This window comes from Bradyrhizobium sp. BWC-3-1 (genome assembly GCF_032917965.1).
GTDB classification, from domain to species: domain Bacteria; phylum Pseudomonadota; class Alphaproteobacteria; order Rhizobiales; family Xanthobacteraceae; genus Bradyrhizobium; species Bradyrhizobium canariense_D.
Map to the genome: position 1 here is coordinate 4492762 of NZ_CP136625.1, position 25526 is coordinate 4518287.

The 25526-nt window shown below is 64.6% G+C and carries 27 protein-coding genes; 19 read left to right on the plus strand and 8 right to left on the minus strand.

All coding sequences use genetic code 11. The features are described from left to right. Positions 1-76: 76 nt before the first annotated feature. From RX329_RS21770 to surE, 10 genes are all read left to right on the plus strand, one after another. Positions 77-1651 (plus strand): SPOR domain-containing protein, encoded by a 1575-nt coding sequence (locus tag RX329_RS21770; protein WP_317246437.1) that lies wholly within the window; start codon positions 77-79, stop codon positions 1649-1651. 45 nt (positions 1652-1696) lie between these two features. Beyond that, positions 1697-2725, plus strand: a complete 1029-nt coding sequence (gene nagZ / locus RX329_RS21775; protein WP_317244186.1) for a beta-N-acetylhexosaminidase — start codon at positions 1697-1699, stop codon at positions 2723-2725. Further along, positions 2722-3561, plus strand: a complete 840-nt coding sequence (locus RX329_RS21780; RefSeq protein ID WP_007590654.1) for a segregation and condensation protein A — start codon at positions 2722-2724, stop codon at positions 3559-3561. The genes nagZ and RX329_RS21780 overlap by 4 nt, the downstream gene beginning before the upstream one ends. 21 nt (positions 3562-3582) lie before the next feature. Next, on the plus strand, positions 3583-4335 hold the full coding sequence (gene scpB, locus RX329_RS21785; RefSeq protein ID WP_027567087.1) for an SMC-Scp complex subunit ScpB: 753 nt from the start codon (positions 3583-3585) through the stop codon (positions 4333-4335). Positions 4336-4501: 166 nt separating this feature from the next. Further along, positions 4502-4738 (plus strand): twin-arginine translocase TatA/TatE family subunit, encoded by a 237-nt coding sequence (locus tag RX329_RS21790; protein WP_007610722.1) that lies wholly within the window; start codon positions 4502-4504, stop codon positions 4736-4738. Positions 4739-4826: 88 nt separating this feature from the next. Continuing rightward, positions 4827-5381, plus strand: a complete 555-nt coding sequence (gene tatB, locus RX329_RS21795; RefSeq protein ID WP_018458029.1) for a Sec-independent protein translocase protein TatB — start codon at positions 4827-4829, stop codon at positions 5379-5381. Further along, positions 5378-6190 (plus strand): twin-arginine translocase subunit TatC, encoded by an 813-nt coding sequence (tatC, locus tag RX329_RS21800; protein WP_018458028.1) that lies wholly within the window; start codon positions 5378-5380, stop codon positions 6188-6190. Before tatB ends, tatC begins: the two co-directional genes overlap by 4 nt. A gap of 199 nt (positions 6191-6389) precedes the next feature. Next, on the plus strand, positions 6390-7721 hold the full coding sequence (gene serS, locus RX329_RS21805; protein WP_018458027.1) for a serine--tRNA ligase: 1332 nt from the start codon (positions 6390-6392) through the stop codon (positions 7719-7721). Positions 7722-7815: 94 nt separating this feature from the next. Continuing rightward, positions 7816-8178, plus strand: coding sequence for a hypothetical protein (locus RX329_RS21810; RefSeq protein WP_085353194.1), 363 nt, complete (start codon positions 7816-7818; stop codon positions 8176-8178). 100 nt (positions 8179-8278) lie between these two features. After that, complete coding sequence (gene surE / locus RX329_RS21815; RefSeq protein WP_085353192.1) at positions 8279-9046, plus strand: 5'/3'-nucleotidase SurE; 768 nt, start codon at positions 8279-8281, stop codon at positions 9044-9046. A gap of 35 nt (positions 9047-9081) precedes the next feature. Here the strand turns inward: surE and RX329_RS21820 are convergent, their stop codons facing one another. After that, entirely contained in the window at positions 9082-9453 is a 372-nt protein-coding gene (locus RX329_RS21820; RefSeq protein ID WP_317244187.1) for a response regulator, read from the minus strand. Between the two features lie 225 nt (positions 9454-9678). On the opposite strand from RX329_RS21820, the gene RX329_RS21825 reads away from it, so the two are divergent. Together RX329_RS21825 and RX329_RS21830 are read left to right on the plus strand one after the other, a co-directional pair. Next, entirely contained in the window at positions 9679-10329 is a 651-nt protein-coding gene (locus tag RX329_RS21825; protein WP_026233485.1) for a protein-L-isoaspartate(D-aspartate) O-methyltransferase, read from the plus strand. A gap of 110 nt (positions 10330-10439) precedes the next feature. Beyond that, complete coding sequence (locus tag RX329_RS21830; RefSeq protein ID WP_317244188.1) at positions 10440-11825, plus strand: LysM peptidoglycan-binding domain-containing M23 family metallopeptidase; 1386 nt, start codon at positions 10440-10442, stop codon at positions 11823-11825. Positions 11826-11982: 157 nt separating this feature from the next. Here RX329_RS21830 and RX329_RS21835 read toward each other — a convergent pair whose 3' ends face one another. Then, complete coding sequence (locus tag RX329_RS21835; protein ID WP_317244189.1) at positions 11983-12999, minus strand: ATP-binding protein; 1017 nt, start codon at positions 12997-12999, stop codon at positions 11983-11985. Positions 13000-13179: 180 nt separating this feature from the next. On the opposite strand from RX329_RS21835, the gene yajC reads away from it, so the two are divergent. Genes yajC through RX329_RS21865 form a run of 6 tightly spaced genes read left to right on the plus strand, consistent with a single transcriptional unit; the run spans position 13180 to position 18833 of the window. After that, a complete protein-coding gene (yajC, locus tag RX329_RS21840) occupies positions 13180-13545 on the plus strand; it encodes a preprotein translocase subunit YajC (RefSeq protein ID WP_007610701.1) in 366 nt (121 codons plus the stop codon). A gap of 59 nt (positions 13546-13604) precedes the next feature. Continuing rightward, positions 13605-15209 carry a protein translocase subunit SecD gene (gene secD, locus RX329_RS21845; protein ID WP_018458020.1) on the plus strand — a complete coding sequence of 535 codons (1605 nt, stop codon included), beginning with the start codon at positions 13605-13607 and terminating at the stop codon, positions 15207-15209. 10 nt (positions 15210-15219) lie between these two features. Next, positions 15220-16239 (plus strand): protein translocase subunit SecF, encoded by a 1020-nt coding sequence (gene secF / locus RX329_RS21850; RefSeq protein ID WP_018458019.1) that lies wholly within the window; start codon positions 15220-15222, stop codon positions 16237-16239. A gap of 60 nt (positions 16240-16299) precedes the next feature. Beyond that, positions 16300-16683 (plus strand): Mth938-like domain-containing protein, encoded by a 384-nt coding sequence (locus tag RX329_RS21855; protein ID WP_018458018.1) that lies wholly within the window; start codon positions 16300-16302, stop codon positions 16681-16683. Continuing rightward, the gene (locus RX329_RS21860; protein WP_317244190.1) at positions 16680-17543 is read left to right on the plus strand and encodes a phytoene/squalene synthase family protein; all 864 of its coding nucleotides are present in this window, start codon (positions 16680-16682) and stop codon (positions 17541-17543) included. The genes RX329_RS21855 and RX329_RS21860 overlap by 4 nt, the downstream gene beginning before the upstream one ends. 45 nt (positions 17544-17588) lie before the next feature. Continuing rightward, positions 17589-18833, plus strand: coding sequence for a threonine ammonia-lyase (locus tag RX329_RS21865; RefSeq protein ID WP_317244191.1), 1245 nt, complete (start codon positions 17589-17591; stop codon positions 18831-18833). 16 nt (positions 18834-18849) lie between these two features. On the opposite strand, the gene RX329_RS21870 is transcribed toward RX329_RS21865, so the two are convergent. The 5 genes from RX329_RS21870 to RX329_RS21890 all read right to left on the minus strand — a co-directional run bounded on the left by RX329_RS21870 (position 18850) and on the right by RX329_RS21890 (position 23578). Continuing rightward, positions 18850-20028, minus strand: coding sequence for an aminotransferase class V-fold PLP-dependent enzyme (locus RX329_RS21870; RefSeq protein ID WP_317244192.1), 1179 nt, complete (start codon positions 20026-20028; stop codon positions 18850-18852). 78 nt (positions 20029-20106) lie between these two features. After that, on the minus strand, positions 20107-20685 hold the full coding sequence (locus RX329_RS21875; RefSeq protein WP_085353188.1) for a CAP domain-containing protein: 579 nt from the start codon (positions 20683-20685) through the stop codon (positions 20107-20109). A gap of 84 nt (positions 20686-20769) precedes the next feature. Beyond that, on the minus strand, positions 20770-21864 hold the full coding sequence (locus RX329_RS21880) for a serine/threonine protein kinase (RefSeq protein WP_317244194.1): 1095 nt from the start codon (positions 21862-21864) through the stop codon (positions 20770-20772). Between the two features lie 7 nt (positions 21865-21871). Next, positions 21872-23299: a methylenetetrahydrofolate--tRNA-(uracil(54)-C(5))-methyltransferase (FADH(2)-oxidizing) TrmFO gene (gene trmFO, locus RX329_RS21885; RefSeq protein ID WP_085353185.1), complete on the minus strand. Its 1428-nt coding sequence runs from the start codon at positions 23297-23299 to the stop codon at positions 21872-21874. Between the two features lie 126 nt (positions 23300-23425). After that, complete coding sequence (locus RX329_RS21890; protein ID WP_018458011.1) at positions 23426-23578, minus strand: DUF1127 domain-containing protein; 153 nt, start codon at positions 23576-23578, stop codon at positions 23426-23428. 617 nt (positions 23579-24195) lie between these two features. On the opposite strand from RX329_RS21890, the gene RX329_RS21895 reads away from it, so the two are divergent. Then, positions 24196-24522: a hypothetical protein gene (locus RX329_RS21895; RefSeq protein WP_317244195.1), complete on the plus strand. Its 327-nt coding sequence runs from the start codon at positions 24196-24198 to the stop codon at positions 24520-24522. 76 nt (positions 24523-24598) lie between these two features. On the opposite strand, the gene RX329_RS21900 is transcribed toward RX329_RS21895, so the two are convergent. Then, entirely contained in the window at positions 24599-25423 is an 825-nt protein-coding gene (locus RX329_RS21900) for a lytic murein transglycosylase (RefSeq protein WP_317244196.1), read from the minus strand. Positions 25424-25526 lie beyond the last annotated feature (103 nt).

Here is a 25526-nt window from a genome sequence, read left to right on the forward strand (position 1 = left end):
GTTGAAAGCCTTGTGGGTCGAAAGCCGCGCCTTGGTCGAGGGGCGCGCGGCTTTCCCGAAGGGACGCATCATCACGATGGCCGAACGATATCAGGACAGACCGTTTCCTTCCGATGACTATCGCGGTGGCGATCAGCATGGGAGGGCGGAGAGCGGTGATCCCTTGGCCGAACTTGCTCGCCTGATCGGGCAGACCGATCCGTTCGCAGCGCAAGGGCGGCCGGGCGTGCACCCGCCTGCAGCACCTGCGCCTGCCCAGAGCTATCAGGACGACGACTATCGCCAGGACGATGGCCAGCAGGACTATGCCGAGCAGGCCCCGCCGCCGCCCGGGCCACCCTCATGGATGCGGCGCGCCAATGTGCAGCCGCAGACGGTGCCAGCTGAGCCTGCCTATCCCGCTTCCGTAAACCCGGTTCATCCACTGCATCGTTATTCAGCCCAGCCGACTGCGCCCGAGCCTGAACCTGATTATCGTCAGCCGCAGGCCTATCCGGATCAGGCCTATCAAGCTCGCACCCATCAGGGGCAGGCCTATCAGGATCAGGCATATCAGCAGCCCGATCAGGCTTACCAGGAGCAAGCCCACCAGCAGCCCGATCCGGCGCGCTACGACGAGGCGCTCTACGGACGGCTGGAGGCGGGCGAGCAGGACTATCAGCGCGATCCCGCCTATCCCGACGATCCTTACGCGTTCCAGAGCGACTATCCCGAGGCCGATCTCGACGAGCCGAAGAAGCAGCGCGGCGGCATGATGACCGTCGCGGCGATCCTGGCCCTTGCCGTGGTCGGGACCGGCGCTGCGTTCGCTTACAAGACCTATGTGGGCTCGCCCCGCAGCGGCGAGCCGCCGATCATCAAGGCCGACAACACGCCGACCAAAATCGTGCCGGCGCCGTCGGACTCCTCAGCCAAGGTACCGGACCGCATGGTCACCGGAGATGGAGCCGAGAAGATCGTGCCGCGCGAGGAGGCGCCTGTCGACGTCAACGCCAAGGCGGGAGGTCCCCGCGTGGTGTTCCCGGCGCTGAACCAGAACGCGAACCCGCCGCCAGTCGCGAGCGTGTCGCCGTCCAGCATTCCGCTGTCGAGTGCGGGCCCGAATCCGAGCAACGGCACGCTGCCGAACAATTCGCCGCGCGCGATCAGGACCGTGGCCGTGAAGGGCGATCAGACCGACGCCACCGCGTCGCAAGCGGCCACGGCCGCGAAGCCGACAGCTCTCCCGAAGCCCGTTGCGGCACCAGTTGCACCACGCACGCCGCCGACCTCGGCCAATGCCAGTGCCAATCAGCCGCTCTCGCTGGCGCCGCAATCGGCGCCGGCCGCGGAGCCACCGCAGCGGATGGCTGCGACCAATCCGACGCAAATTGCGCCCGCGAGCAGCGGTGGCGGCGGCTACGTCGTGCAGGTCTCCTCGCAGCAGACCGAGGATAGCGCCCACGCCTCGTACCGGGTGCTTCAGAGCAAGTACGGCAGCGTGCTTGGCTCCCGCGCACCCGTGGTCAAGCGGGTCGACCTGACCGACAAGGGCAAGGGAATCGTCTACCGCGCCTTCGCTGGGCCGTACGGATCGCTCGAAGAGGCGAACCAGGCCTGCAACAGTTTGAAATCCGCTGGCCTGTCTGCCTGCTTCGTCCAGAGGAATTAACGGCCGTTTCCTTGACCCTCTCGCGGGTCAGGGTTAATCGGCCGTATGAGCACGCGGGCCTTCATTACCGGCGTTTCCGGAACGGAACTAACCGCCGCCGAGCGGGAGTTTATCCGCAGCGAACGCCCGTGGGGCTTCATCCTCTTCAAGCGCAATGTCGAGACGCCGGCTCAAGTTGCTGCACTCGTTGCGGAATTGCGGGCGGTTGCGGGTTTCGCTGATGCCCCTGTCCTGATCGATCAGGAGGGTGGGCGGGTGCAGCGCCTGGCGCCGCCGCATTGGCCGGTCTATCCGCCGGGCGCTATTTTCGCAGGCCTCTACGATACTGATTCGGCGCTCGGGCTGACCGCGGCGCGCCTCAGCGCCCGGCTGATCGCGTGCGATCTCGCAGATCTCGGCATTACCGTGGATTGCTTGCCGCTGGCCGACGTGCCGGTGGCTGGCGCCAACGCCGTCATCGGGAACAGGGCTTACGGCACCGAACCGGGAAAGGTCGCCGCGATCGCCCGCGCGGTCACCGAGGGCCTGGCACAGGGTGGCGTGTTGCCGGTGCTCAAGCACATCCCCGGCCATGGCCGAGCTACGGCCGATACCCATTTCAATCTGCCGACGGTCGACACGTCGCGCGACGAACTGGATCGCACCGACTTCGCGGCATTCAAGCCTTTGGCGGATTTGCCGATGGCCATGACTGCACATATTGTGTTTAGCGCGGTCGACCCCGCCCATCCGGCGACGACATCTGCGACAATGATCGCTGAGGTGATTCGCGGCGCAATCGGGTTCCATGGTTTGTTAATGAGTGATGACGTGTCGATGAACGCGCTGTCGGGCAACATCGCCGAACGGACCCGCGCCATTTTTGCGGCCGGCTGCGACATGGCCCTGCATTGCAACGGCAACATCGAGGAAATGCGTGAGGTCGCCGGCCAGACACCCGAACTGGCGGGCAGGGCGCTGGAGCGGGCGAACGCCGCGCTCGCTGCGCGTAAAGGACCGCAACCGTTCGATCGCGCGGCCGCGCGCGCCGAACTGGAGGCATTGATCGCACGGGCAAACACGGCATCGGCATGACCGCAGAAATCCTATCGTTTGAAACCGGGCGGCCCGCAGAGCTCGCCGAGGGTGAGCCGGCGTTGGTGGTGGACGTCGAGGGTTATGAAGGTCCGCTCGACCTGCTGCTCGCACTGGCGCGGCAGCAGAAGGTAGATCTCGCCAAGATCTCGATCCTGGCGCTCGCCGACCAATATCTCCACTTCATCGAAGCCGCGCGAAAGATCCGCCTCGAGCTCGCCGCCGACTATCTCGTGATGGCGGCATGGCTCGCCTTCTTGAAATCGCGTCTGCTGCTGCCGGAGCCGCCGAGTGCGGAAGGCCCGAGCGCGGAGCAGATGGCGACGGCGCTCGCCAACCGCCTGCGCCGGCTGGAGGCGATTCGTGAAGCCGCCAACCGGCTGATGAACCGGCAGCAATTGCTGCGCGACATCTTCCCGCGCGGCGAGCCCGAGCAGATCGCCGAGATCAAGCATCCGAAATACACGGCAACGCTCTATGACCTGCTCACCGCCTATGCCGCGCAGCGCCAGTCGCGCGTGCTGGCAAGCGTGCATCTGGCCAAGCGCACGGTGTGGTCGCTTGCCGAGGCGCGCGCCACGCTGGAGCGGCTCGTCGGAAGCATCAGCGAGCAAGACGATTGGGGCGTTCTCGACGATTTTCTGCTTCAGCATGTCGCCGATCCGACGCAGCGCGCGACGGTGCTCGCCTCGAGTTTCGCGGCTGCGCTCGAGCTGGTGCGCGAAGGTCAGCTCGAGCTGAATCAGAAAGAGGCGTTTGCGCCCATCTATTTCCGGAAGGGGCGCCCCAAGCCGGTCATGGACGCAGCTCCTGCGCCCGATGCGCCGGTCGCTTAAGTGCAACAAGGAGAATCTGCCATGGCAAGCCTGGCTGAAGTGCGGGTAGAAGAGGCCGAGCCGATGGAGAACGAGTCCCAGGCACGTCCCGAAGAATTGCGGCTGCTGGAAGCGCTGCTGTTCGCTTCGAATGAACCGCTGGACACCGCGACGCTGGCCAAGCGCATGCCCGAGGGCGTCGACGTGAAGGCCGCGCTCGAGCAGTTGCAGGCCGACTACTCCCTGCGCGGCGTGAATCTCGTGCGGGTCGCTAACAAATGGACCTTCCGCACCGCGGGCGATCTCGCCTGGCTGATGACCCGCGAGAGCACCGAAACCCGCCGCCTGTCGCGCGCCGCGATCGAGGTGCTGGCGATCATCGCCTATCACCAGCCGGTGACGCGCGCCGAGATCGAGGAGATCCGCGGCGTCGTCACCTCGAAGGGCACGCTGGACGTGCTGCTGGAAACCGGCTGGATCAAGCCGCGCGGTCGTCGCAAGACGCCGGGCCGTCCCTTGACCTTCGGAACCACCGAGGACTTCCTGTCGCAGTTTACTCTGGAACAGCTCGGCGATTTGCCGGGCCTGGAGGAGCTGAAGGGCACGGGCCTGCTGGATTCGCGCCTGCCGACCGGATTCAGCGTGCCGACGCCGTCGGATGACCCGACTTTGCGGGAAGACGAGGATCCGCTGGAGCCGGGCGAGGACCTTGATCTGGCGCTGGCGCCCGCGGTCGAGCCCGAGACGCCGCCGGAAGGCGGCCATGAGGGGGGCGAGGGTGGCAGCGAGGACTGACGTCCCGGCCTTTTACCGGCCGCCTGCGACCAGTTAACACTAGCAAAATTACGTAGCGCCAACAGCGAATTGGCGCTGCCTTGGTCCTTGTTTTTGACACCTGCCAAGCCTAGGTTTCGGTGAAGATCGGCCGGTCCCCGGCCATGCGCGTTTGGAGGGTTGCAGGATGGGTTCACTCAGCATTTGGCACTGGGTCCTGGTGATCGCAGTGGTCCTGCTGCTGTTCGGTCGCGGCAAGATCTCGGATCTGATGGGCGACGTGGCGCAGGGCATCAAGGCGTTCAAGAAGGGCATGCAGGACGACGACAAGGTCGCCGACAAGCCCGAGCCGGCCAAGTCCATCGAGCACAACAATGCCGCGCCGACCGCGGCACGGTCGGACGTCGGCAGCAAGGCCGTCTGAGCCAGAGAGCACGCGAGACGCGGGTAGCGGACCCGATCCTGCGCGCGAGGGATTGGGCCGGCTGCGGCTGGCGTGAACGGAAGACCTCATGTTCGACATCGGGTGGAGTGAACTGGTCCTGATCGGGGTCGTGGCCCTGATCGCCATCGGCCCGAAAGAGCTGCCGGGCGTGCTGCGCATGGTCGGGCAGTGGATGGGCAAGGCGCGCAAGATGGCCGCCGAATTCCAGGGCCAATTCCAGGAAGCGATGCGCGAGGCCGAAATGGCCGACCTCAAGAAGAGCTTCGACGAGGTCAAGGAAGCGGCTTCCGGCTTCGCCGGCAACAATTTGATGACCTCGCTCCAGAAAGACGTCAGCGACGCGCTCCGCGTCGATGCGCTGGACAAGCCCGCCGAGACCTCGATCTCCACCGCTGTCGAACCGTCGGCGACTTCAAGCGAAGCGCTGACGACGCCCACCACGCCGGAAGCGCCGACGCCGGAGACCTTCGTGGAAGCCGAGGCACATGCGGCCGTGAACGAGCCGCTCGCCATCACCCGTGAGGTCGAGCAGGCGCAGGTCGCTCAAGGTTCGGTCACGCAAGATTCGGTCACCCAGGACACTGCGCCGGCCGAGGCGATTAAGGGCGCCAAAGCGTCATGAGCGCCGCCGATATCGAGGCCAGCAAAGCTCCCCTGATGGACCATTTGATCGAGCTGCGTTCGCGGCTGATCAAAGCGCTGCTCGGCTTCGGCATTGCCTTCATCTTCTGCTTCTTCTTCGCCAAGCAGATCTACAACGTGCTGGTCTGGCCGTTCGTGTGGATCGCGGGTCCCGAGAACTCGAAATTCATCTACACCGCGCTGCTGGAATATTTCATCACCCAGCTCAAGCTCGCGCTGTTCGGCGCCGGCTTCATCTCGTTCCCGATCGTCGCGACACAAATCTATAAGTTCGTCGCTCCCGGACTCTACAAGCACGAGAAGCAGGCCTTCCTGCCGTATCTGGTCGCGACCCCGTTCTTCTTCGTGCTGGGCGCAGCACTGGTCTATTTCGTCGTGCTGCCCATGCTGGTCCGCTTCTCGCTCGGCATGCAGCAGGCCGGCAGTGACGAGACCGCGCAGATCCAGCTGCTGCCCAAGGTCGGCGAATATCTGTCGCTGATGATGTCGCTGATCTTCGCCTTCGGCATCGCCTTCCAGCTTCCGGTGATCCTGACGCTGCTGGGGCGCATCGGCATCGTCACGTCTAAAATGCTGCGCGAGAAGCGCCGCTATTTCATCGTCGTTGCCTTCGTCATCGCGGCCGTTCTGACCCCGCCCGATGTGCTCAGCCAGTGCTCGCTCGCGATTCCCTTGCTCGCGCTCTACGAGGGCTCGATCATCGCGGTGGGAATTGTGGAGAAGAAGGCTGCAGCTTCGCAAGCCTCTAGCGGCACCGACGTATCGACGCCGGCCAATCCGGCAGAGTAGGGCGCCCCATACTCCGGTGTCATTCCCCGCGAAAGCGGGGAATCCAGTACGCCGCGGCCTATCGGGGAATCAGTGATGTTTCTGGAATACTGGATCGCCCGCTTTCGCGGGCGATGACAGCCGTGCTAGGGGAAGCAGCCATTTGCATAAATGCAAATCCAGGATTTGCAGGGTTGCAACAAGCCCCAGGACCACGGCCATGCACGACATCAAATCGATCCGCGACAACCCGCAAGCCTTCGACGCCGGCCTCGCACGACGCGGCCTGAAGCCGATGTCGGCGTCGCTGCTTGCGATCGACGAGACCCGGCGTGCGGCGATCCTGGCTTCCGAGCAGGCGCAGGCGCGGCGCAATGCGGCCTCAAAGGAAATCGGCGATGCCAAGAAGACGAAGGACGAGGCGCGCGCGGCGAAGCTGATGGCGGAGGTCGCCGAGCTCAAGACCACCATGCCGGAGCTCGAGGCGACCGCGAAGGCTGCCGACGAGGAGCTCGCCAAGGAGCTGGCGGCGATCCCCAATCTGCCGCTCGGCGAGGTCCCCGATGGTGTCGACGAGCACGGCAATGTGCAGCGCCATGTCTTCGGCAACAGGCGCAACTACGCGTTCGTGCCAAAACCCCATGACGATCTCGGCGCCGCGCTCGGTGACATGGATTTCGAGACCGCAGCGAAGCTCTCCGGCGCGCGCTTCGTCGTATTGAAGAAGGGACTGGCGCGGCTCGAACGCGCGCTCGGCCAGTTCATGCTGAATCTACACGTTGACGAGCACGGCTATACCGAGATCAATCCGCCGCTGCTCGTGCGCAACGAGATCATGTTCGGCACCGGACAATTGCCGAAGTTCGAGGACGACCAGTTCTGGGCGATCAAGGGCGAATTGCTCGCCGCGCCCGACCATGAGCGGCTCCGGACCGAGCGTCTCGGGATCATTCCGACCGCGGAGGTGGCGCTCACCAATCTCGTCCGAGAATCCATCCTCGACGAAAAGCAGCTGCCGATGCGGCTGACTGCGCTGACGCCGTGTTTTCGCGCGGAGGCGGGCGCCGCAGGGCGCGACACCCGCGGCATGATCCGGCAGCACCAGTTCACCAAGGTCGAACTGGTCTCGATCACGACGCCGGAGACGAGCAAGGACGAGCACGAGCGCATGCTCGCCTGTGCCGAGGAAGTGCTGCGACGGCTCGAGCTGCATTACCGCGTGATGACGCTGTGCACCGGGGATATGGGTTTCTCGTCGCAAAAAACCTATGACATCGAGGTCTGGATGCCGGGTCAGGGCGACGGCGGGGCATTCCGCGAGATCTCAAGCTGCTCGGTTTGCGGCGATTTCCAGGCCCGCCGGATGGACGCGCGCTCGCGCGGCCCCGATGGCAAGCCGCGGTTCGTGCACACGCTCAACGGCTCCGGCACAGCGCTAGGCCGCGCGTTGATCGCCGTGATGGAGACCTATCAGCAAGAGGACGGCTCGATTGCGGTCCCCAGCGTGCTCCAGCCCTATATGGGCGGGCTGAAGGTGGTCGCACGCGACTAGGCGTGCCGCCAATCTGAAACGGAGAAACGTTTGGTTGCGAAGATCGGGCGGCCGGTTATCCTGCCGGCCACCCGACAACGCGAACCGATCGTTCATGGCCTTGCACCGCGATATCTTCTGGGTCGGCAGACAATGGGCGGTGACGGGTGCCGGTATCCAGGCCGTCGATCAGCGGCTGCGTGGCGTGCTCGACATCGCGATCACGCGGCTCTGGGACGACGATCTGGTCCAGAGCCGGCGGGCCAAGCCCGGTGTGAATGCAGCCGATTTCGACCAGGCGCTAACGCTGGCACGTGACCGCTTTCCACAGGCGCCGGTGCCTGACCCATTCGTCGCGCAGCTGGAGGCGCTCGGCGTGATTGAGGCGCCGATGGTGAGCCCGGTCGTGCCGGCGATGAGATTGCACGCGGAGGGCCGGCTTGCGCGCTTTCTGCCGCAATGGCGAGTTCGCCGATAACCGCCAAGCCGGCGACCAGGTGCCGCCCGGTCGGCCGGTTTGCCTGATCGGCCCCGGCCGGATAAGACGGCTCAGACCCGCTTCAGGAATCGACCTTCCCATGCGCATTCTCTGCACCAATGACGACGGCATCCACGCCCCCGGCCTCAAGGTCCTGGAGGAGATCGCGCGCGCATTGTCCGATGACGTCTGGGTGGTCGCGCCTGAGCTCGACCAGTCCGGCGTGTCGCATTCGCTGTCGCTCAACGATCCGCTGCGCCTGCGCGAGGTCGGTCCGCGGCATTTCGCGGTGCGCGGCACGCCGACCGACTGCGTCATCATGGGCGCGCGCCACATCCTCGGCGCCAAGCTGCCCGATGTCGTGCTGTCCGGCGTCAACAAGGGCCGCAACGTCGCCGAGGACGTGGTCTATTCCGGCACCATCGCCGGTGCGCTGGAGGGCACCATCCTGGGGCTGCCGTCCTTCGCCCTGTCGCAGGAGTTCAGCGTGGAGACCCGCGACCGGCCGCTGTGGGACACGGCCCGCAAATTCGGGCCCGACATCCTGCGCAAGGTGATCGCCGCCGGCATCCCGAAGGACACCGTCATCAACGTCAACTTCCCGGCCTGCGCGCCGGAGGATGTGCTGGGCATCCGCGTGACGCGGCAAGGCAAGCGCAATCTCGGCTTCCTTAGGATCGACGAGCGCAGGGACGGCCGTGGCAATCCGTATTTCTGGATCGGCTTCGAGCGCACCGCGATGATGGATACGCCGGCCGACGGCACCGATCTCGCGGCGCTCCGCGAACGCTACGTCTCCGTCACGCCGCTCAGGCTCGACCGGACCAACGAGGCGTTTTCCGAGGCGCTGAGTGCGACGCTGAAGTAAGTCCGACGCTGAAGTAATCCGACCTGGAATGGGGCCTAGCCGCCGCGAAGCGCGGCTTCGATGGTCTTGCCGAGGGCGTCGAGCTGAAATGGCTTCTGAAGCGCCGGCCGATCGCGGTACTGCTCGGGCAGGCCCGAGTAACCGTATCCGGTGGCGAAGATGAACGGGCAGCCCTTCGCCTTGATGACATCGGCGACCGGCGAGATGACCTTGCCGTTGACGTTGACGTCGAGAATGGCGATGTCGAACTCGGTTGCCTGGGCGAGCCGCATGGCTTCGGTGATGTCGCCCGCCTCGGCTGCGATCTTGTAGCCAAGCTCTTCGAGCATGTCCGCGACCATCATCCTGATCATCACCTCGTCTTCGACGAGGAATACAGAGCGGCCAGTAAGCCCCGTCGCGGTCATGGTCGAGTCCTTGCCCATTGCCAAAAACGTTCGCAGATAACATGAATCGACGCAATGCGCGTTTCGACGAACGGATGCCTGAAAATGGCCATCGCGGCTCGCCCGTTGCAAGCCAATTTATGGTCAACTACGCCATCCGAAGCCTATCATGGGTTCCCTGAGCCGGAACAGGAATCTCGCGCCCAGGTTGGGCGTCCCGGACCGCAAACACAGCACAAGCAGGCAATGACCCCCCATCAGCACCCGCCGGAAAAGATGATGTTTCAGCTCACGCTGAGGCGTCGGGGCATCAGCGACCAGGCGGTCCTGAGGGCCATGGAGGAGGTGCCGCGCGATCAATTCGTCGACGACGCCGATCGGGACGGCGCATATCGCGACAGCGCGCTCCCGATCGCCTGCGGGCAGACCATCAGCCAGCCCTTTGTCGTCGCCTACATGACCGAGCAGCTCCAGCTTCAGAAGAAGCACCGCGTCCTCGAGATCGGCGCCGGCTCGGGCTACCAGGCGGCGGTGCTGTCGCGGCTCGCCGGCCAGGTGTTGACGGTCGAGCGCTACCGCAAGCTTGCGGATGCCGCACGTATCAGGCTTGAAAAACTCAACTATCACAACGTCGAGGTGATGCTGGGCGACGGACTCAATCTGCCCCCCAATATTGGCCCGTTCGATCGCATCATCGTCACGGCCGCGATGGAGCAGCTCCCGGAGAACCTGGTCGAGCGGCTGGAGGTGGGTGGCATCCTGATCGCGCCCGTCGGCCCGCATCAGGGGGTGCAGACGCTGATCCGGCTGAGCCGGACCGAAGCCGGGATCGAGCGCAAGGAACTCGTCGAGGTCCGCTTCGTGCCGGCGCTGCCCGGCGTGGCGCGGGAGCTGTAGAATTCCGGATTGGCTGCGCTGCCAACATCTTATTGGGGAGGGTTAAGCCGTTATTTACTCGGCGCGTGTTTACTTAAAACACCAGTTCTGTTGCGTACGAGTGAGTAACCATGTCCGTTGCCGCCGAGTTGCTTTACTCGCGCCGTGTGCCGCAGGTCGCGGTGCTGGCGCTGATCTCCTTCAGCTTCGCAGGGTGCAGCGCCGACATGTCGTCGCGCATGTCCCAGTCGAACTTCTCCAATCCCTTCGCGCAGGAATCGACCGGTTCGGTGCAGCAGGCCCCGCCGCCGCAGCGTGAGTTGCCGCAATATTCGCGGCCGCAGACGCAGTCCGGTTATTATCAGTCGCAGCCTTTGCCGCCGGCGGTATCCACGCCGCAATCCTACCCCGTTGCAGCAGGCGGTGTGTCCGGAGGCGGACGCGGCGTGAGCTCCTACGCACCCCCGGCGCAGCCGCATCTCGAGACCACGGCCACCGTGCCGCCACGCTCGGTTGCAGCCGCCCAGCCGATCGGCGGAACCAAGATCATCGTCGGCACCAGCGATACGCTCGACCTGCTTGCCAAACGCTATCGCGTCACGCCGCAGGCGATCCTCGCCGCCAACGGCTATAAGGGGCCGCGCGCGCTCTCGCCCGGCCAGCAACTGATCATTCCGCACCAAGCTACGGCGGCTGCGCCCGCGCCGCTCATGGCTCCCGTTGCCGCTGCCCCAGCGCCCGCTGCGAAGCCGGTTGCGGCCGTTGCCGCGCCGTCAAGCACGCACTTCGTGAACCACGGCGACACGCTCGCCAGCATTGCCCGCAACAACCATATCTCGGCGGCCGAATTGGCCCGCGCCAACGGCCTCGATCCCTCTGCAAAACTCAAGCTCGGCGCCAGGCTGGCCGTGCCCGGGGCCAAGACCGCCGCTGTCGCAGCACCGCTTGCCGCGGCTCCGGTCGGAGCCGCTCCCGTCGCGGGGACGCTGCAGCCGGTTGCTGCCGCGCCTGCGCCCGCCACCAAGATGGCCGCCGTCGCCGCGCCGGTGCAGAGCGCGCGCCTGGCCCAGGCCACCGCCAACGTCGAAGACAAGGCCGCGGACACTCCCGCGAAAGCTGCGGAGACCACCAGCGCGCTGCCGACTTTCCGCTGGCCGGTGCGCGGCAAGGTGGTCACGAGCTACGGCGCCAAGACCAATGGCAAATCCAACGACGGCATCAATCTCGCGGTGCCCGAGGGCACGCCGGTCAAGGCGGCCGAAGACGGTGTCGTTGCCTATTCCGGCAACGAGCTGAAAGGTTACGGCAATCTGGTCCTGGTTCGGCACTCCAACGGCTACGTCACCGCATATGCCCATGCGAGTGAGCTGATGGTGAAGCGCGGCGATACCATCAAGCGCGGCCAGGTCATTGCCAAGTCGGGTCAATCCGGCGAGGTGGCGTCGCCGCAGCTCCACTTCGAGATCCGCAAGGGATCGAGCCCGGTTGATCCGCTTCAATTCCTGAACGGGGCGTGATGAGGCCTACATTGTCTCCCAACTGAAGCTGTCGTCGCCCGGCTTAACCGGGCGACCCAGTACGCCGCGGCCTCTCGATCGATCACAACCGTCTCTGGAATACTGGATCTCCCGCTTTCGCGGGCGATGACAGTTTTGGGTTGGGCTATGACTGTGGCTACGTCGCCGCCAGCTTGACGCCGAGCCGTCCCGCAAGCTCCTGGACGAACTGCCAGGCGACACGGCCCGAGCGCGAGCCGCGCGTCGTCGACCATTCAAGTGCCTCGCGTTCCAGGGCGTCATCGTCGATCTTCACGCCGAAATGGCTGCAATAGCCCCGCACCATGGCGAGATATTCGTCCTGGCTGCACCGGTGGAAGCCGAGCCAGAGACCGAAGCGATCCGACAGCGAGACCTTCTCCTCGACGGCTTCGCCGGGATTGATCGCGGTCGAGCGCTCGTTCTCGATCATCTCGCGCGCCAGCAGATGGCGGCGGTTGGAGGTGGCGTAGAGGATGACGTTCTCCGGCCGCCCCTCGATGCCGCCTTCGAGCACCGCCTTGAGCGATTTGTAGGACGCATCATTGCCGTCGAACGAGAGGTCGTCACAGAACACGATGAAACGGAAGGACGAGGCACGAAGCTGCTCCATGAGGGAGGGCAGGCTCTCAATGTCCTCGCGATGAATCTCGATCAGCTTCAGTCTGTCGGCCGGTTTGCGCTCCGCGTTGATGCTGGCATGCGCCGCCTTCACAAGCGACGACTTGCCCATGCCGCGCGCGCCCCAGAGCAGCGCGTTGTTGGCGGGCAATCCGTTGGCGAAACGCTCGGTGTTCTCCATCAGGATGTCGCGCATCCGGTCGACGCCCTTGAGCAGGAACATTTCGACGCGGCTGACCCGCGGCACCGCCGCAAGGCGGCCGTCCGGGTGCCAGACGAAAGCATCCGCCTGCTTGAACGACTCGCGTTCGGCGGCGGGCTTGCCTTGCGCGGAGAGGTGCGCCGCAATCGTCTCCAGCGCGCGAACGATGCGCTGCTGGGAGACGTTTTGGTTCGTCTTGGACGTCGTCTTGGAAATCGTCTTGGAAGCCGCCTTGAGGGCCACCTTGGGACGTTTTGCCGCGACGCGGGCTGCCTTCGCGGCAGGGGTGCGAGGGCCTTTGCCGGCCGGGCTTTTGCTTGGTTTTTGGGGCATGTCCGAAGTTCCTGAGAATGCAGCCTTATCGGGCCTGTGCGCGCGCCGCAAGGTGGCTAAAAGGGCGGTCTGGCAGCGTTGCAATTGGGGCAATGGCCGCTATAGTCCGCGCGAATTTGACCGAACCGATCGCCATTTGGGCCTGACCGGTTTTCCCCCGTTCTCACGAGGATCGTCCGAATGCTGATTACCCCTGCGTATGCCCAGGCTGCGGGCGCCGGCGACACCAGCGGCATGCTGATGTCTCTGCTGCCGTTCGCCCTGATCTTCGTGATCATGTACTTCCTGATTCTGCGTCCGCAGCAGAAGAAGGTCCGTGACCACGCCGACCTGGTGAAGAACATCCGCCGCGGCGACACCGTCGTGACCTCGGGCGGTCTCGTCGGCAAGGTCACCAAGGTCGTCGACGACGACCAGATCGAGTTCGAGATCGCCGATGGCGTGCGCGTGCGGCAGATGCGCTCGATGGTCTCCGGCGTGCGCGCCAAGGGCGAGCCGGCCAAGGAATCCAAGGAAAGCGCCAAGGAAGACGCCGCGTCGAAGTGAGTGCTTCCGCGAGTCTCTCAAGTTTTCCTGCAAATCTCCTGATCTGACAGGTCCAGTCGATGTTGTATTTCACGCGGTGGAAGGCGCTCGGGATTATCCTGACGGCGCTGATCGTGTGCCTCTGCGCGGTCCCGAACTTCTTCCCCGAAGCGCAGGTCAAGACCTGGCCCGCCTGGGCGCAGCGTCGGCTCGTGCTCGGCCTCGATCTTCAAGGCGGCTCCTATCTGCTGCTCGAGGTCGACGGCAACTATGTGAAGAAGGAGCGGCTCGACCAGGTCCGCGACGACGTTCGCCGGACGCTGCGCGATGCCAAGATCGGCTTCACCGGCGGCGTCACCGTGCGCAACGACGCGGCCGAGGTTAGGATCACCAAGGAATCGGACCTGCAGCCTGCGCTCGCCAAGCTGCGCGAGCTGTCCCAGCCGCTGGGCGGACTGGTCGGATCCAGCGGTCAGCGCGACCTGGATGTGACTGACGCCGGCGGTGGCGTGATCCGCCTTACCATCCCGCAGGCCGCGATGCTCGACCGCATGCGCAAGACCATCGAGCAGTCGATCCAGATCGTCGAACGCCGCGTCAACGAGCTCGGCACCGTCGAGCCCGTCATCCAGCGCCAGGGCAACGATCGCATTTTGGTGCAGGTCCCCGGCCTCCAGGACCCGACCCGGCTGAAGGAATTGCTGGGCAAGACCGCGAAGATGGAATTCCGCATGGTCGATACGTCGGTGCCGCCCGATCAGGCGCAGCAAGGACGTTTGCCGCCGGAATCCGAGCTTCTGATGAGCGCGTCACCGCCGCCCACACCCTATGTGGTCAAGAAGCAGGTGCTGGTCGCCGGCGGCGACCTGACCGATGCCCAAGCGAGCTTCGACCAGCGCACCAGCGAACCCGTCGTGAGTTTCAAGTTCAATACGTCGGGCGCGCGCAAGTTCTCGCAGGCCACGCAAGAGAACGTCGGGCTGCCTTTTGCGATCGTGCTCGACAACAAGGTCATCTCGGCTCCCGTGATCCGCGAGCCCATCACAGGCGGACAAGGCCAGATCTCGGGCAGTTTCACGGTGCAATCGGCCAACGATCTCGCGATCCTGCTGCGCGCCGGCGCGCTGCCGGCACCGCTCACGGTGGTCGAGGAGCGCACCGTCGGTCCGGGCCTCGGCCAGGACTCGATCGAAAAGGGCGAGCTCGCCGCCTATGTCGGCTCGATCCTGGTCATCATCTTCATGCTCTTGACCTACCGGCTGTTCGGCGTGTTCGCCAACATCGCGGTGGCCATCAACGTCGCCATGATCTTCGGCCTGTTGTCGCTTCTCAACGCCACGCTGACGCTGCCCGGCATCGCGGGCATCGTGCTCACCGTCGGTATCGCGGTCGATTCCAACGTGCTGATCTACGAGCGCATCCGCGAGGAGTTGCGTGGCGGCCGCAACGCGATCTCGGCGATCGACGCCGGCTTCAAGCGGGCGCTTGCGACCATCCTCGATTCCAACATCACCACTTTTATTGCCGCCGCGGTGCTGTTCTACATCGGTACCGGTCCGGTGCGCGGCTTCGCCGTGACGCTCGGAATCGGCATCATCACCACGGTGTTCACCGCTTTCACCCTGACCCGGCTGATCGTGGCCTGGTGGGTGCGGTGGAAGCGGCCGCAGAGCGTGCCGATCTAGGAGCCTGATCGTGAATCACACTGTTCTCATCGGGCTCGGCGTCCTCATTGCCATTCTCACCGTGGTTGCGGCATTCGGCTGGCTGCCGTCGCTGCGCATCGTCCCCGACGATACCCATTTCGACTTCACGCGTTTTCGCCGGATCAGCTTCCCGATCTCGGCGGCGTTGTCGATCGTCGCGATCACGCTGTTCTTCACCCATGGACTGAATTTCGGCATCGACTTCCGCGGCGGCACCCTACTGGAGGTGCAGGCCAAGTCCGGCACCGCCGATATTGCGGCGATGCGTACGACGTTGGATGCCCTGCGTCTGGGCGAAGTCCAGTTGCAGCAATTCGGCGGCCCCGCCGATGTCCTGATCCGTGTCGCGGAGCAGCCGGGCGGCGACGCCGCCCAGCAGGAGGCCGTGCAGAAGGTCCGCACCGCGCTTGGCGATTCCGTCGACTATCGCCGCGTCGAGGTGGTGGGACCGCGCGTATCGGGCGAATTGCTCGCCTACGGCATGCTCGGCCTGATGCTGGCGATCGTCTCGATCCTGATCTACCTCTGGTTCCGATTCGAGTGGCAGTTCGCGCTTGGCGCCATGATCGCCAACGTGCACGACATCGTGCTCACGATCGGGTTCATGTCGATCAGTCAGGTCGATTTCGACCTGACCAGCATCGCGGCGCTTCTGACGATTTTGGGCTATTCGCTCAACGACACCGTCGTCATCTACGACCGCATCCGTGAAATGCTGCGGCGCTACAAGAAGATGCCGATGCCGCAGCTCCTCAACGAATCAATCAACTCGACGCTGTCGCGCTCGATCATCACCCATTTCACTGTGACGCTGGCGCTGCTGGCCCTGCTGCTGTTCGGCGGCCATGCCATCCACAGCTTCACCGCGGTCATGATGTTCGGCGTGGTGCTGGTCGGCACCTATACCTCGATCTTCATTGCGGCCCCGATCCTGATCTATCTCGGCGTCGGCGAGCATCGCGAGGATGCGGTCGATAAGGCTACGCCGGCGAAGAAAAGCAAGGCATGATCCGAACCGCATGCCCTCGCAGGAGTTTGGGAGGGCAGTAAGCTCATTCGGACGAAGCTCATGGCCGGCGATCCCAACGCACCGCATTTCCCCCGCTCGGCGCCGATCGAAGCCTATGGCAAGGGCGGCTTTGCCTTTGCCGGCATGTCGCATCGGGGATCGCTGCTTTGCCTGCCCGACGCGATCTGGGCCTGGGACATAACGGACCCTGCAAAGATCGACCGCTATTCGCTGGATCGAGTCTTCAAGTCTGCCAACAGCATCGACACGCTCCTGGTCGGCACCGGAACCGGGGTCTGGCTGCCGCCGCCGGAACTGCGCCAGGCGCTCAAAGCGGCGAGGGTGGTGCTGGATGCGATGCAGACCGGTCCCGCCGTGCGTACCTACAACATCATGATGGGCGAACGGCGGCGCGTCGCGGCCGCGCTGATCGCCGTGCCATGAGTGGCTCCGCGCCGCCGCCGGATTCTGTTGCGTTCTGTGCTGACCTCGTGCGCAGCCACGACTTTCGGCACTATGCCGCGACCCTGTTCGCGCCCGCTGCCGAGCGCCGCGGGCTGCTGGCGCTCTATGCCTTCAATGTCGAGATCGTCCGCGTCCGCGATCAGGTGAGCCAGCCCTTGCCCGGTGAAATCCGCCTGCAATGGTGGACCGACATGCTGTCGGGCCAAGTCCATGGCAGTGCCGAGGGCAATCCGGTGGCGGCGGAGCTGCTCCGCGCAATCCGTGATTTCGACCTGCCGGTCGAGCCGCTGTCGCTGCTCGCCGACGAGCATCAATTCGATCTCTACAACGACCCAATGCCAACAATGGCGGCGCTGGAGGGCTACCTCGCGGCGACCTCATCGGCGCTGTTCGATCTCGCCGCCCGGATCATGGGACCACCGTCGGCGGCGGCCGAGCATCTCGCCCGCCATGCCGGGCTGGCGCAGGGCATCGTACAGGTCATCGCCAATCTGCCGCGCGATGCGGCGCGCCGGCAATTGTTCCTGCCGCAGCAGGTGCTGGCGAGCCACGATTGCGACGTGGAAGACGTGTTCGCCGGAAAGGAGACGCCAAACTTGCGCGCCGCGCTGGGCCAACTCTCGGGCGAGGCGCAGCAACATTTGACGACGGCCTTGTCGCTGCTGGTGGAGGTGCCGGCATCAGTGCGTCCAGCGTTCCTTCCGCTCGGACAAGCGCGGGCCGACCTCAAGCGCCTGTCGCAACCCGGGCGCAATCCATTTACGCCGCAACCGTCATCGCGGCTGCGTACGCTGTGGACGCTGTGGCGGGCTTCACGTTCGCGGGAATTTACCAAATAGCGGTTGGCTTATCGCCGGAGCCGGGCAAATGCTCTATGCTGTCCTATGGCTGAGTTGTCCCAAACCATATCTTCCGATCTGGGCGGCCTTCCGGTCGTACCGGCCGACATCCATGCCGCCGCCGAGACGATCCGCGGCGCCGTCGTCGAGACGCCCTGTAGCTACAGCCGCACGCTGAGCAATATCTGCGGCTGCGACATCTGGCTGAAATTCGAGAACCTCCAGTTCACGTCCTCGTTCAAGGAGCGCGGCGCGCTCAACCGCCTCAAGGCGCTGACGCCGGAGGAGCGCGCGCGGGGCGTCGTCGCGATGTCGGCGGGTAACCACGCGCAGGGCGTCGCCTATCACGCCAAGCGGCTCGGCATTCCCGCCACTATCGTCATGCCGGTCGGCACGCCCATGGTGAAGGTCGAGAACACCAGGCATCACGGCGCCGAGGTGGTGGTGACGGGCGCCACGCTGGAGGAGGCGGCCGCGTATGCGCGCAGCCACGGCGAAGTCCATGGCATGATCTTCGTCCATCCCTATGACGATCCGCTTGTCATCGCAGGGCAGGGCACGGTCGGGCTGGAAATTCTCGAGGCCGTGCCGGAGCTCGATACGCTGGTCGTCCCGATCGGCGGCGGTGGCCTGATCAGCGGGATCGCCATTGCCGCGAAATCGATCAAGCCGTCGCTGCGGATCCTCGGCGTCGAGCCCTGGCTCTACCCCTCGATGTACAATGCCATCCATGACGGCAATTTGCCGGCACGTGGCGACACACTCGCGGAAGGCATCGCGGTGAAGTCGCCCGGCAACATCACGACCGAAATCGTCCGCCGCCTTGTCGACGACATTGCGCTCGTCAACGAAGCCGAGCTCGAGCGCGCGGTGGCGACCCTGATCTCGATCGAGAAGACGGTCGTCGAAGGCGCCGGTGCCGCTGGCCTCGCCGCGCTGATGTCCGACCCGTCCCGTTTCGCCGGTCAGAAGGTCGGGCTGGTGCTGAGCGGGGGCAATATTGACACACGTCTGATCGCATCGGTCCTGACCCGCGAGTTGGCGCGCGAGGGGCGGCTCACCCAATTGTCGCTCGACATTCCCGACAGGCCCGGCCAATTGGCTGCGGTCGCGGCACTGCTGGCCGAGGCCGGCGCCAACATCATCGAGGTCTCGCACCAGCGCACGTTCTCGGATCTTCCGGCCAAGGCGACGTTGCTGCAATTGGTGATTGAAACCCGCGACAGCGCCCATCTCGACGAGGTCATGGCGAAGCTTGGCGCATCCGGATTGAGTGCGCGCTGTACCTGAGCGTGCATGATCGCCGCTATCGCCGCGTCAAACCCGCCAAATGGACGATCAGCCGATCGATCTCCGCGTCCGTATTGTAGTAGTGCGGGGAGGCGCGCACCACCGGCGGCAGCGAGCGGATTTCGGCATCGATGCGCGTGCTCGACGGATCTGAGGCACCGATCGTGATGCCGGCTGCGGCCGCGTCGCTGACGACCGCTTCCGCCTCGTACCCTTCCACCGTGAAGCTGACGATGGCTCCCGGAGCGCGTCCGAGGTCGCGAACTCTGATGCCGCGAATGGATGCAAGGCCGCCCCGGAGGCGGTCCGCCAGCATGCGGCAACGCCGCTCGATCGGGCCGATCCCGATATCGAGGGCATAATCGACAGCCGCGCCGAGCCCAAGCCGGGCTGCGTAGTTGTTCTCCCAGGTCTCAAAACGGCGCGCATCGTCACGCAGCCGAAAAGCGTCCCGGGAGACCCAGGGTGCGGCGAAGTGATCGATCATTGGCGGTTCGAGCCGCTGCAGCATTTTTCGGCCGACGTAGAGAAAGCCGGTGCCGCGCGGGCCGCGGAGGAATTTACGCCCGGTCCCCGACAACATGTCACAGCCGATGGCCTCGACGTCGACCACCATCTGTCCGACTGCCTGGCAGGCGTCGAGCAGATAGGGGATGCCGTGCGCCCGCGCTATCTTGCCGACGGCTGCAGCCGGATTGACCAGCCCGCCATTGGTCGGAACCCAGGTGATCGCAATCAGCTTCACGCGCTCATCGATCATGCGTTCGAGCGCGTCGACGTCGAGCTCGCCGCTGGCATCGCTCGGCACGACGTCGATCGCGACGCCTGTTCGGTTGGCGACCTGAAGAAAGGCGACATAGTTGGCCGCGTACTCCGCCTCGGCGGTCAGGATCCGGTCGCCCTTGCTGAATGGAAGCGCGTAGAAAGCCATCTGCCAGGCAACCGTCGCGTTCTCCATGAGGGCGATCTCATCGGGCGCGGCGTTCAGGAGGCGGGCGACCGAGCCGTAAACGGATACAAGTCGGCGCGCCTCGCGGTCGGCGGCAGCATAGCCTCCGATCTCGCTCTCCAGATCGATGTGTTCCTTCATCGCCGCAACAACCGGCGCCGGCATCAGCGCTGCGCCCGCGTTGTGGAGATAGGCGAGCCGAGAGGCAGCCGGCGTGTCGCGACGAATTCGGTCGATATCCATCATCCATGCCTCCGCGTCTCGCGATCCTCGTGCATGGATTAAACGCGTCGAGGGATGCGAACAAGATGGCCAAGCTTGGTCTCAGATGCAAAGGCCGAGCAGCTTGATGTGGCAGCCGCTGGATTTTGGCTTGCTGGCGGGCGCAGCCTCGCGCTTCACCGCAACCAGCGGCTCCCCGTCTTTCTTGCCTTTGCCTTTGCCCTTCGGCTCGTAGTCGCCGGCGATCACCATTGCCCAATAGGTGCGCTTGCCGCTAGCGTTTTTCGCGCTCGCGATCCCGACGCGGGAAGCGTTGTGCAGCAGCAGATTCTTGCGGTGTCCCGACGAGTCGATCCACTGTCCGAGGGTCTTCTCGAAATTGTCGTAGCCGTAGGCGATGTTCTCGGCGGCGCGGCCTGCGCCGGCCGGTGCGACCCGGCGGTTGAACGGGCCGAGGGCGTCGTGACTGAGGTCGTCCTTCGTCGCCATCGCGCGCGCCTGGTCCATGGCGATGCGGTCGAGGGTCGAATCGCGGACGACGCGGACCTCACCATGCTTGAGGCGGAAGCTCGAGATCAGCTCGGCGGGGGACTCGGCCATTGCGGACGTGGTGGCGAGCAGCAGAAGGCTAGCGATCAGGCCGCCAACCACGCGATGCATCATGTACCCCCGAGTGCCCATGACCCCGCCAAGTCCCCCCACCAAGTTCGAATTATCGGATCGCTTCTCTATCGCCAATGTGGACGCTTCAAGGCGTGATCCACGTTAGCTCGCCGGCAGGTCGGCCTCGAAATTGAAGCGGTCGCGCAGGTTCTTGCGCTGCTCCAGGATGTCCTTGAGGAAAGCACGGTCCTGGTCGTTCTTCATCATCGGCTCGATCAGGTCGAGCTGGTTCATGGCGACCAGTTGCAGGATCTCCGTGCGCGGCTTGCCGTCCGGATTGCGTGGCAGTGCGTGCACGACCTGGATGTGTTCCGGCGGCTTTGGCCCCTTGGCAACGGTGAGCTCGTTGCGCAATTGGCCTTCGAGCGCGGCCTGATCGGCTTCGACGAAGGCATAGAGGCCGACACCGGAGCGGCGGTCGGCAAAGGCGACGATGGCGGTGTCGCGCACGGCGGGGTTCTTGCGGATCAATTCTGCCAGCACCGGCGCGTCGTTGACGAGCCTTCGGCCGCCGCCTTCACGGTCGGTGAAGTTGAACAGGCCGCGGGTGATTGCCCGATAGACCTTCTTGCCGGTGGCGAGCCAGAGGCTGGCGGCGAACGACTTCTTCGCCAGGATCTTGCGCTCGCGCGGCGTCAGCGCCTCGGGCGCGTAGGATCGCTTGTGCTTGAGCAGATGCCGGAGATCTTCATAGGCCAGGATCCGGTAAAGCCGGCCGCGACGGTCGAAGCAGGCGGCGAGCTGGAAGTCGGTCACATAGGCGCGACCGTCGCGGCCGACCAGCCAGTTCTGTTCCTTGGCAAGATCGTTGTGGCAGATTCCGGCGCGGCGCAGCCGTCGCAGCGCGGCCTTCGCCGAGCGAAAATAGGCGAGGTCGCCATGCGGTTTCGCCAGATGCAGCGCGACACCATCGACGAAGCTGCGCACCAGCGCGCGGCGTCCGGCCCACAGCAGCTCCGGGCCGACATCGAGTCCCTTAGCGAGTGCCAGCGCATGCTTCTCGCGGGCGAACAGGTGGCGCGCCAAAAGGAATGACCACCACGGCACCTCGTCGAGGCGGCGCAGCACCGCGTCGACCTCGCCGTCATCGTCGCGGAATCGGCCGCGCTCGACGGTCGAGAACACGTCGCGCTTGAGCAGCACGCCCTCGGTCCAGCGCGCCGAGAGTGTTGCGGCGTCGTCTTTGGGAAGGTTCATCGAAAACTCACGCCGCGGCGGCAATGCGCAGGTGATCGGCGATCCAGCGATCGAGATCGGCGAGCGCCAGCGCGCTCATCGCCTGCTTTTTGGCCACCGTCTTCTCGTTCCCGCGCAGCCGGCTTCCGTCGGGCTTCTTCGTCGGTGCGCTGGCGAGCGGCGGGAACAGGCCGAAATTGATGTTCATCGGCTGGAACGAGCGCGTGCCGGGCTCGATGGTCTCGATATGGCCGCCGGTGATGTGGCCGAGCAGGGATCCGAGCGCAGTCGTGACCGGCGGACTCGCAAGCGTCTCGCCGCGCACCTCCGCTGCCGCATAGAGACCGGCAATCAGGCCGACGCTGGCGGATTCCACATAGCCCTCGCAGCCCGTCATCTGGCCGGCAAAGCGCAGCCGCGGCTGCGCGCGCAGGCGCAATTGGCCGTCGAGCAGCTTTGGCGAGTTGAGAAAGGTGTTGCGATGCAGGCCGCCGAGGCGAGCAAATTCGGCCTTCTCCAGCCCCGGAATGGTGCGGAAGATGCGCTGCTGCTCGCCGTATTTCAGTTTCGTCTGGAAGCCGACGATGTTGTAGAGCGTGCCGAGCTTGTTGTCCTGGCGCAGCTGCACGATCGCGTAGGCCTTGGTGGTGGGATCGTGCGGATTGGTGAGGCCGACCGGCTTCATCGGTCCATGGCGGAGAGTCTCGGGGCCGCGTTCCGCCATGACCTCGATTGGCAGACAGCCGTCGAAATAGGGCGTGTTGGTCTCCCATTCCTTGAACTCGGTCTTCTCGCCGGCGACCAGCGCTGCGACGAAGCCGTCATACTGCTCCTTTGTCATCGGGCAGTTGATGTAGTCGGCGCCGGTGCCGCCGGGACCGACCTTGTCGTAGCGTGACTGAAACCAGGCCACCGACATGTCGATGGATTCGCGATGCACGATCGGCGCGATCGCGTCGAAGAAGGCGAGGGCGTTCTCGTCGGTCAACTCGCGGATCGCATCGGCCAGCGGCGCCGAAGTGAGGGGGCCGGTCGCAACGATGACGTTGCTCCACTCGGCCGGCGGCAGGCCTGCGACCTCACCGCGGGCGATCTCGATCAGCGGATGATCGTTCAGCGCCTTGGTGACGGCCGCCGAGAAGCCGTCGCGGTCCACCGCCAGCGCGCCGCCGGCGGGTACCTGGTTGGCGTCGGCTGCGCGCATGATCAGCGAATCGAGGCGGCGCATCTCGGCATGCAGCAGGCCGACGGCGTTGTTGGCGGCATCGTCCGAGCGGAACGAATTGGAGCAGACGAGCTCGGCAAGCCCATCGGTGCGGTGTGCCTCGGTCATGCGGGTCGGCCGCATCTCGTGCAGCACCACGGGCACGCCGGATTTGGCCACCTGCCAGGCGGCTTCGGAGCCGGCAAGGCCTGCGCCGATCACGTGCACGGTATTTGATTGGGGTCCTGTCATGGGGCGGACAGGTAGCGCTTTTCGGCGATCAGTGGAATCGCCGAGATCGAGTTTTCTGCCTCCGGATGCGACAACGCCCGCACGAGGCGGGCGCTATCGGTCCGTCCGGTTCAGGGCTGAACGATATCAGCCCTGATACTGACCGGCGGCAACGCGCGGGATGTCCGAGCGATCGAGGCCGATATCGGAAAGCTCGCGATCGCTGAGCTGGGACAGCTCGGCAACATTGCGCTGATAGTCCCGGAAAGCTTGGATCATGCGGATGAGCGAGAGCAGCATTGGTAATCTCCTGTAGTTCGATTCAGCTCTTGCCCGAGCCTCATCGTTGAAATGAATATAGGTGAGAGTGGTGCAGTGCGAAAGTTCCGATGCTGCGATGCAGCTAAGCGCTGAATGCATGGCGCTGGTAACGGACGATTAACCCGAAAGCACTCCCGCCCAAAGCGTAGGCGGAACAGGGAGCACAGGTCTGAAGTCCCGTGAATTCACGGATTTGCTATGGGCTAGTCGGTTCCGTTCGGAGCGCAATAAGTCGCTTTGCTCTTGTCCGCAAGCGGATCGACTAGCTTCTATAACCAAGTCTCACATGCGAGAATCGCATGATTCTAATGAACTTATACTCATTACTTGGCGCGTGCGTACACTTTTGCCAACTCTCGCCAGCGATTCGCCTGGTTGCAGCGGATCCACATGACGAAGGGCGGCGAGTCAGGACTATCCCGCTTGGTTAGCCACAACCGTCCCCGCTCGCAGTGCACACACGCTGAACGTGTGGCGTTGATTACAAGCGTGTAATGAAAATCAGAAATTTTGCATGCAGCTCTGCGCGCCGCGCAACATCACGCAATTCTCGCGGGGAATTCATTGCGTCAAGTTGCCGCACCCGGAGGAAGGTGATGTCGCAGATTCCGGCAATGTCGCTGGCTCTGGCCCAAGAACAAGAGAAGGAAGGTAACGTCATGACGAAGTTACTCGGGGTTATCGCAATTGCCGCCGTTGCGTTCGCCGTCACGCCGGCCCAGGCCGCCAAGCACGCCGCCGGCGGCTGCAGCTCGGCCAATCTGGAGAAGACAGAGACCGCGATCGAAAACATGGCCGATGGTGACGGCAAGTTCGTCGCGCAGAAGGAGATCGCGGCCGCGCAGGACTCGCTGCTCAACGGCAAAATGGGTGCGTGCGGCGCGCATCTGAACAAAGCGATGCACGCCACCATGGGCAGATAGGAACTTCAGGAACGCATTAGGAGAGGGCCGGTCGCCGAGCGATCGGCCCTACGCTTTTGTCCTGCAAGCATCTCATCTAAGGGGCGCGCGCGAGCTGGGTGGCGAAATAGGCGACGGTCTTCGAGTAGACCTCGCTCTTGTTCCACTGCTGCAGCACCGCGAAATTCGGACTGCCCGGCTGCCAATCCTTACCCTTCTGCCAGCCATAACCGGCAAGATAGTTCGCGGTGGAGGCGAGCACGTCAGGGGCGTTGTGCAGGAGATCGCGCTTACCATTGCCGTCGAAATCGACGGCGTATTTCATCCATGACGACGGCATGAACTGGGTCTGTCCGAGCTCGCCGGCCCAGGCGCCCTTCATGTCGGCCGGTGCGAGGTCGCCGCGCTGGACAATGCGGAGCGCATCCAACAGCTCGGCGCGAAACTGCTCGGAGCGCCGGCAGTCATAGGCCAGCGTCGCCAATGAGCGGATGGTCGCGAACTTGCCGGTATTGACGCCGAAATCGGTCTCGAGACCCCAGATCGCGACCAGCACCTCGCCAGGCACGCCGTAGGTCTGCTCGATACGCGACAGCACCGAGCCGTATTGCTTCATCATGTTGGAGCCGCGCGTCAGGCGCGGCGGCACCATGCGGCCGGAAAACTCCTCGAAGGTCTGGCTGAAGGCCTTCTGCGAGCGGTCGCGGTTGAGCACGTTCTGATCGAGCGTCACACCGGCGAGCCCGGCGGAAATGGCCTGTTGCGAGACGCCCTTGGCCGCGGCGTCCGTTTTGAAGTCTGCAAGCCACGCGTCGAAATTGCCTGAACCGCAGGCAACAGCGGCGAGCGCTGGCTGAGCGGATAGGATGGACGCGGTGATGGCTAAGGCTGCGAGGGCGAGACGAGAAATCGTCGGGGTCATTCGAGCAAATAAATTCCGTGAAGTGATCTGAACGGCGCGCGCAATCTCGATGGAAACCGCGGCCAAAGCAAGGCGTATGACAGTGCGCGATCCTGCCCGCACC

Excerpts from the sequence above, each read along its gene's own strand:
- trmFO (WP_085353185.1), bottom strand. The coding sequence starts at position 23,299 with ATGACAGGACCCCAATCAAATACCGTGCACGTGATCGGCGCAGGCCTT.
- RX329_RS21880 (WP_317244194.1), bottom strand. The coding sequence starts at position 21,864 with ATGAACCTTCCCAAAGACGACGCCGCAACACTCTCGGCGCGCTGGACC.
- secD (WP_018458020.1), top strand. The coding sequence starts at position 13,605 with ATGTTGTATTTCACGCGGTGGAAGGCGCTCGGGATTATCCTGACGGCG.
- surE (WP_085353192.1), top strand. The coding sequence starts at position 8,279 with ATGCGCATTCTCTGCACCAATGACGACGGCATCCACGCCCCCGGCCTC.
- scpB (WP_027567087.1), top strand. The coding sequence starts at position 3,583 with ATGGCAAGCCTGGCTGAAGTGCGGGTAGAAGAGGCCGAGCCGATGGAG.
- RX329_RS21895 (WP_317244195.1), top strand. The coding sequence starts at position 24,196 with ATGTCGCAGATTCCGGCAATGTCGCTGGCTCTGGCCCAAGAACAAGAG.
- RX329_RS21820 (WP_317244187.1), bottom strand. The coding sequence starts at position 9,453 with ATGACCGCGACGGGGCTTACTGGCCGCTCTGTATTCCTCGTCGAAGAC.
- RX329_RS21830 (WP_317244188.1), top strand. The coding sequence starts at position 10,440 with ATGTCCGTTGCCGCCGAGTTGCTTTACTCGCGCCGTGTGCCGCAGGTC.
- RX329_RS21810 (WP_085353194.1), top strand. The coding sequence starts at position 7,816 with ATGGCCTTGCACCGCGATATCTTCTGGGTCGGCAGACAATGGGCGGTG.
- RX329_RS21860 (WP_317244190.1), top strand. The coding sequence starts at position 16,680 with ATGAGTGGCTCCGCGCCGCCGCCGGATTCTGTTGCGTTCTGTGCTGAC.
- serS (WP_018458027.1), top strand. The coding sequence starts at position 6,390 with ATGCACGACATCAAATCGATCCGCGACAACCCGCAAGCCTTCGACGCC.
- RX329_RS21855 (WP_018458018.1), top strand. The coding sequence starts at position 16,300 with ATGGCCGGCGATCCCAACGCACCGCATTTCCCCCGCTCGGCGCCGATC.
- RX329_RS21770 (WP_317246437.1), top strand. The coding sequence starts at position 77 with ATGGCCGAACGATATCAGGACAGACCGTTTCCTTCCGATGACTATCGC.
- RX329_RS21870 (WP_317244192.1), bottom strand. The coding sequence starts at position 20,028 with ATGATGGATATCGACCGAATTCGTCGCGACACGCCGGCTGCCTCTCGG.
- tatB (WP_018458029.1), top strand. The coding sequence starts at position 4,827 with ATGTTCGACATCGGGTGGAGTGAACTGGTCCTGATCGGGGTCGTGGCC.
- RX329_RS21890 (WP_018458011.1), bottom strand. The coding sequence starts at position 23,578 with ATGCTGCTCTCGCTCATCCGCATGATCCAAGCTTTCCGGGACTATCAG.
- tatC (WP_018458028.1), top strand. The coding sequence starts at position 5,378 with ATGAGCGCCGCCGATATCGAGGCCAGCAAAGCTCCCCTGATGGACCAT.
- RX329_RS21790 (WP_007610722.1), top strand. The coding sequence starts at position 4,502 with ATGGGTTCACTCAGCATTTGGCACTGGGTCCTGGTGATCGCAGTGGTC.
- RX329_RS21835 (WP_317244189.1), bottom strand. The coding sequence starts at position 12,999 with ATGCCCCAAAAACCAAGCAAAAGCCCGGCCGGCAAAGGCCCTCGCACC.
- RX329_RS21825 (WP_026233485.1), top strand. The coding sequence starts at position 9,679 with ATGACCCCCCATCAGCACCCGCCGGAAAAGATGATGTTTCAGCTCACG.
- nagZ (WP_317244186.1), top strand. The coding sequence starts at position 1,697 with ATGAGCACGCGGGCCTTCATTACCGGCGTTTCCGGAACGGAACTAACC.
- RX329_RS21875 (WP_085353188.1), bottom strand. The coding sequence starts at position 20,685 with ATGGGCACTCGGGGGTACATGATGCATCGCGTGGTTGGCGGCCTGATC.
- RX329_RS21900 (WP_317244196.1), bottom strand. The coding sequence starts at position 25,423 with ATGACCCCGACGATTTCTCGTCTCGCCCTCGCAGCCTTAGCCATCACC.
- yajC (WP_007610701.1), top strand. The coding sequence starts at position 13,180 with ATGCTGATTACCCCTGCGTATGCCCAGGCTGCGGGCGCCGGCGACACC.
- RX329_RS21865 (WP_317244191.1), top strand. The coding sequence starts at position 17,589 with ATGGCTGAGTTGTCCCAAACCATATCTTCCGATCTGGGCGGCCTTCCG.
- RX329_RS21780 (WP_007590654.1), top strand. The coding sequence starts at position 2,722 with ATGACCGCAGAAATCCTATCGTTTGAAACCGGGCGGCCCGCAGAGCTC.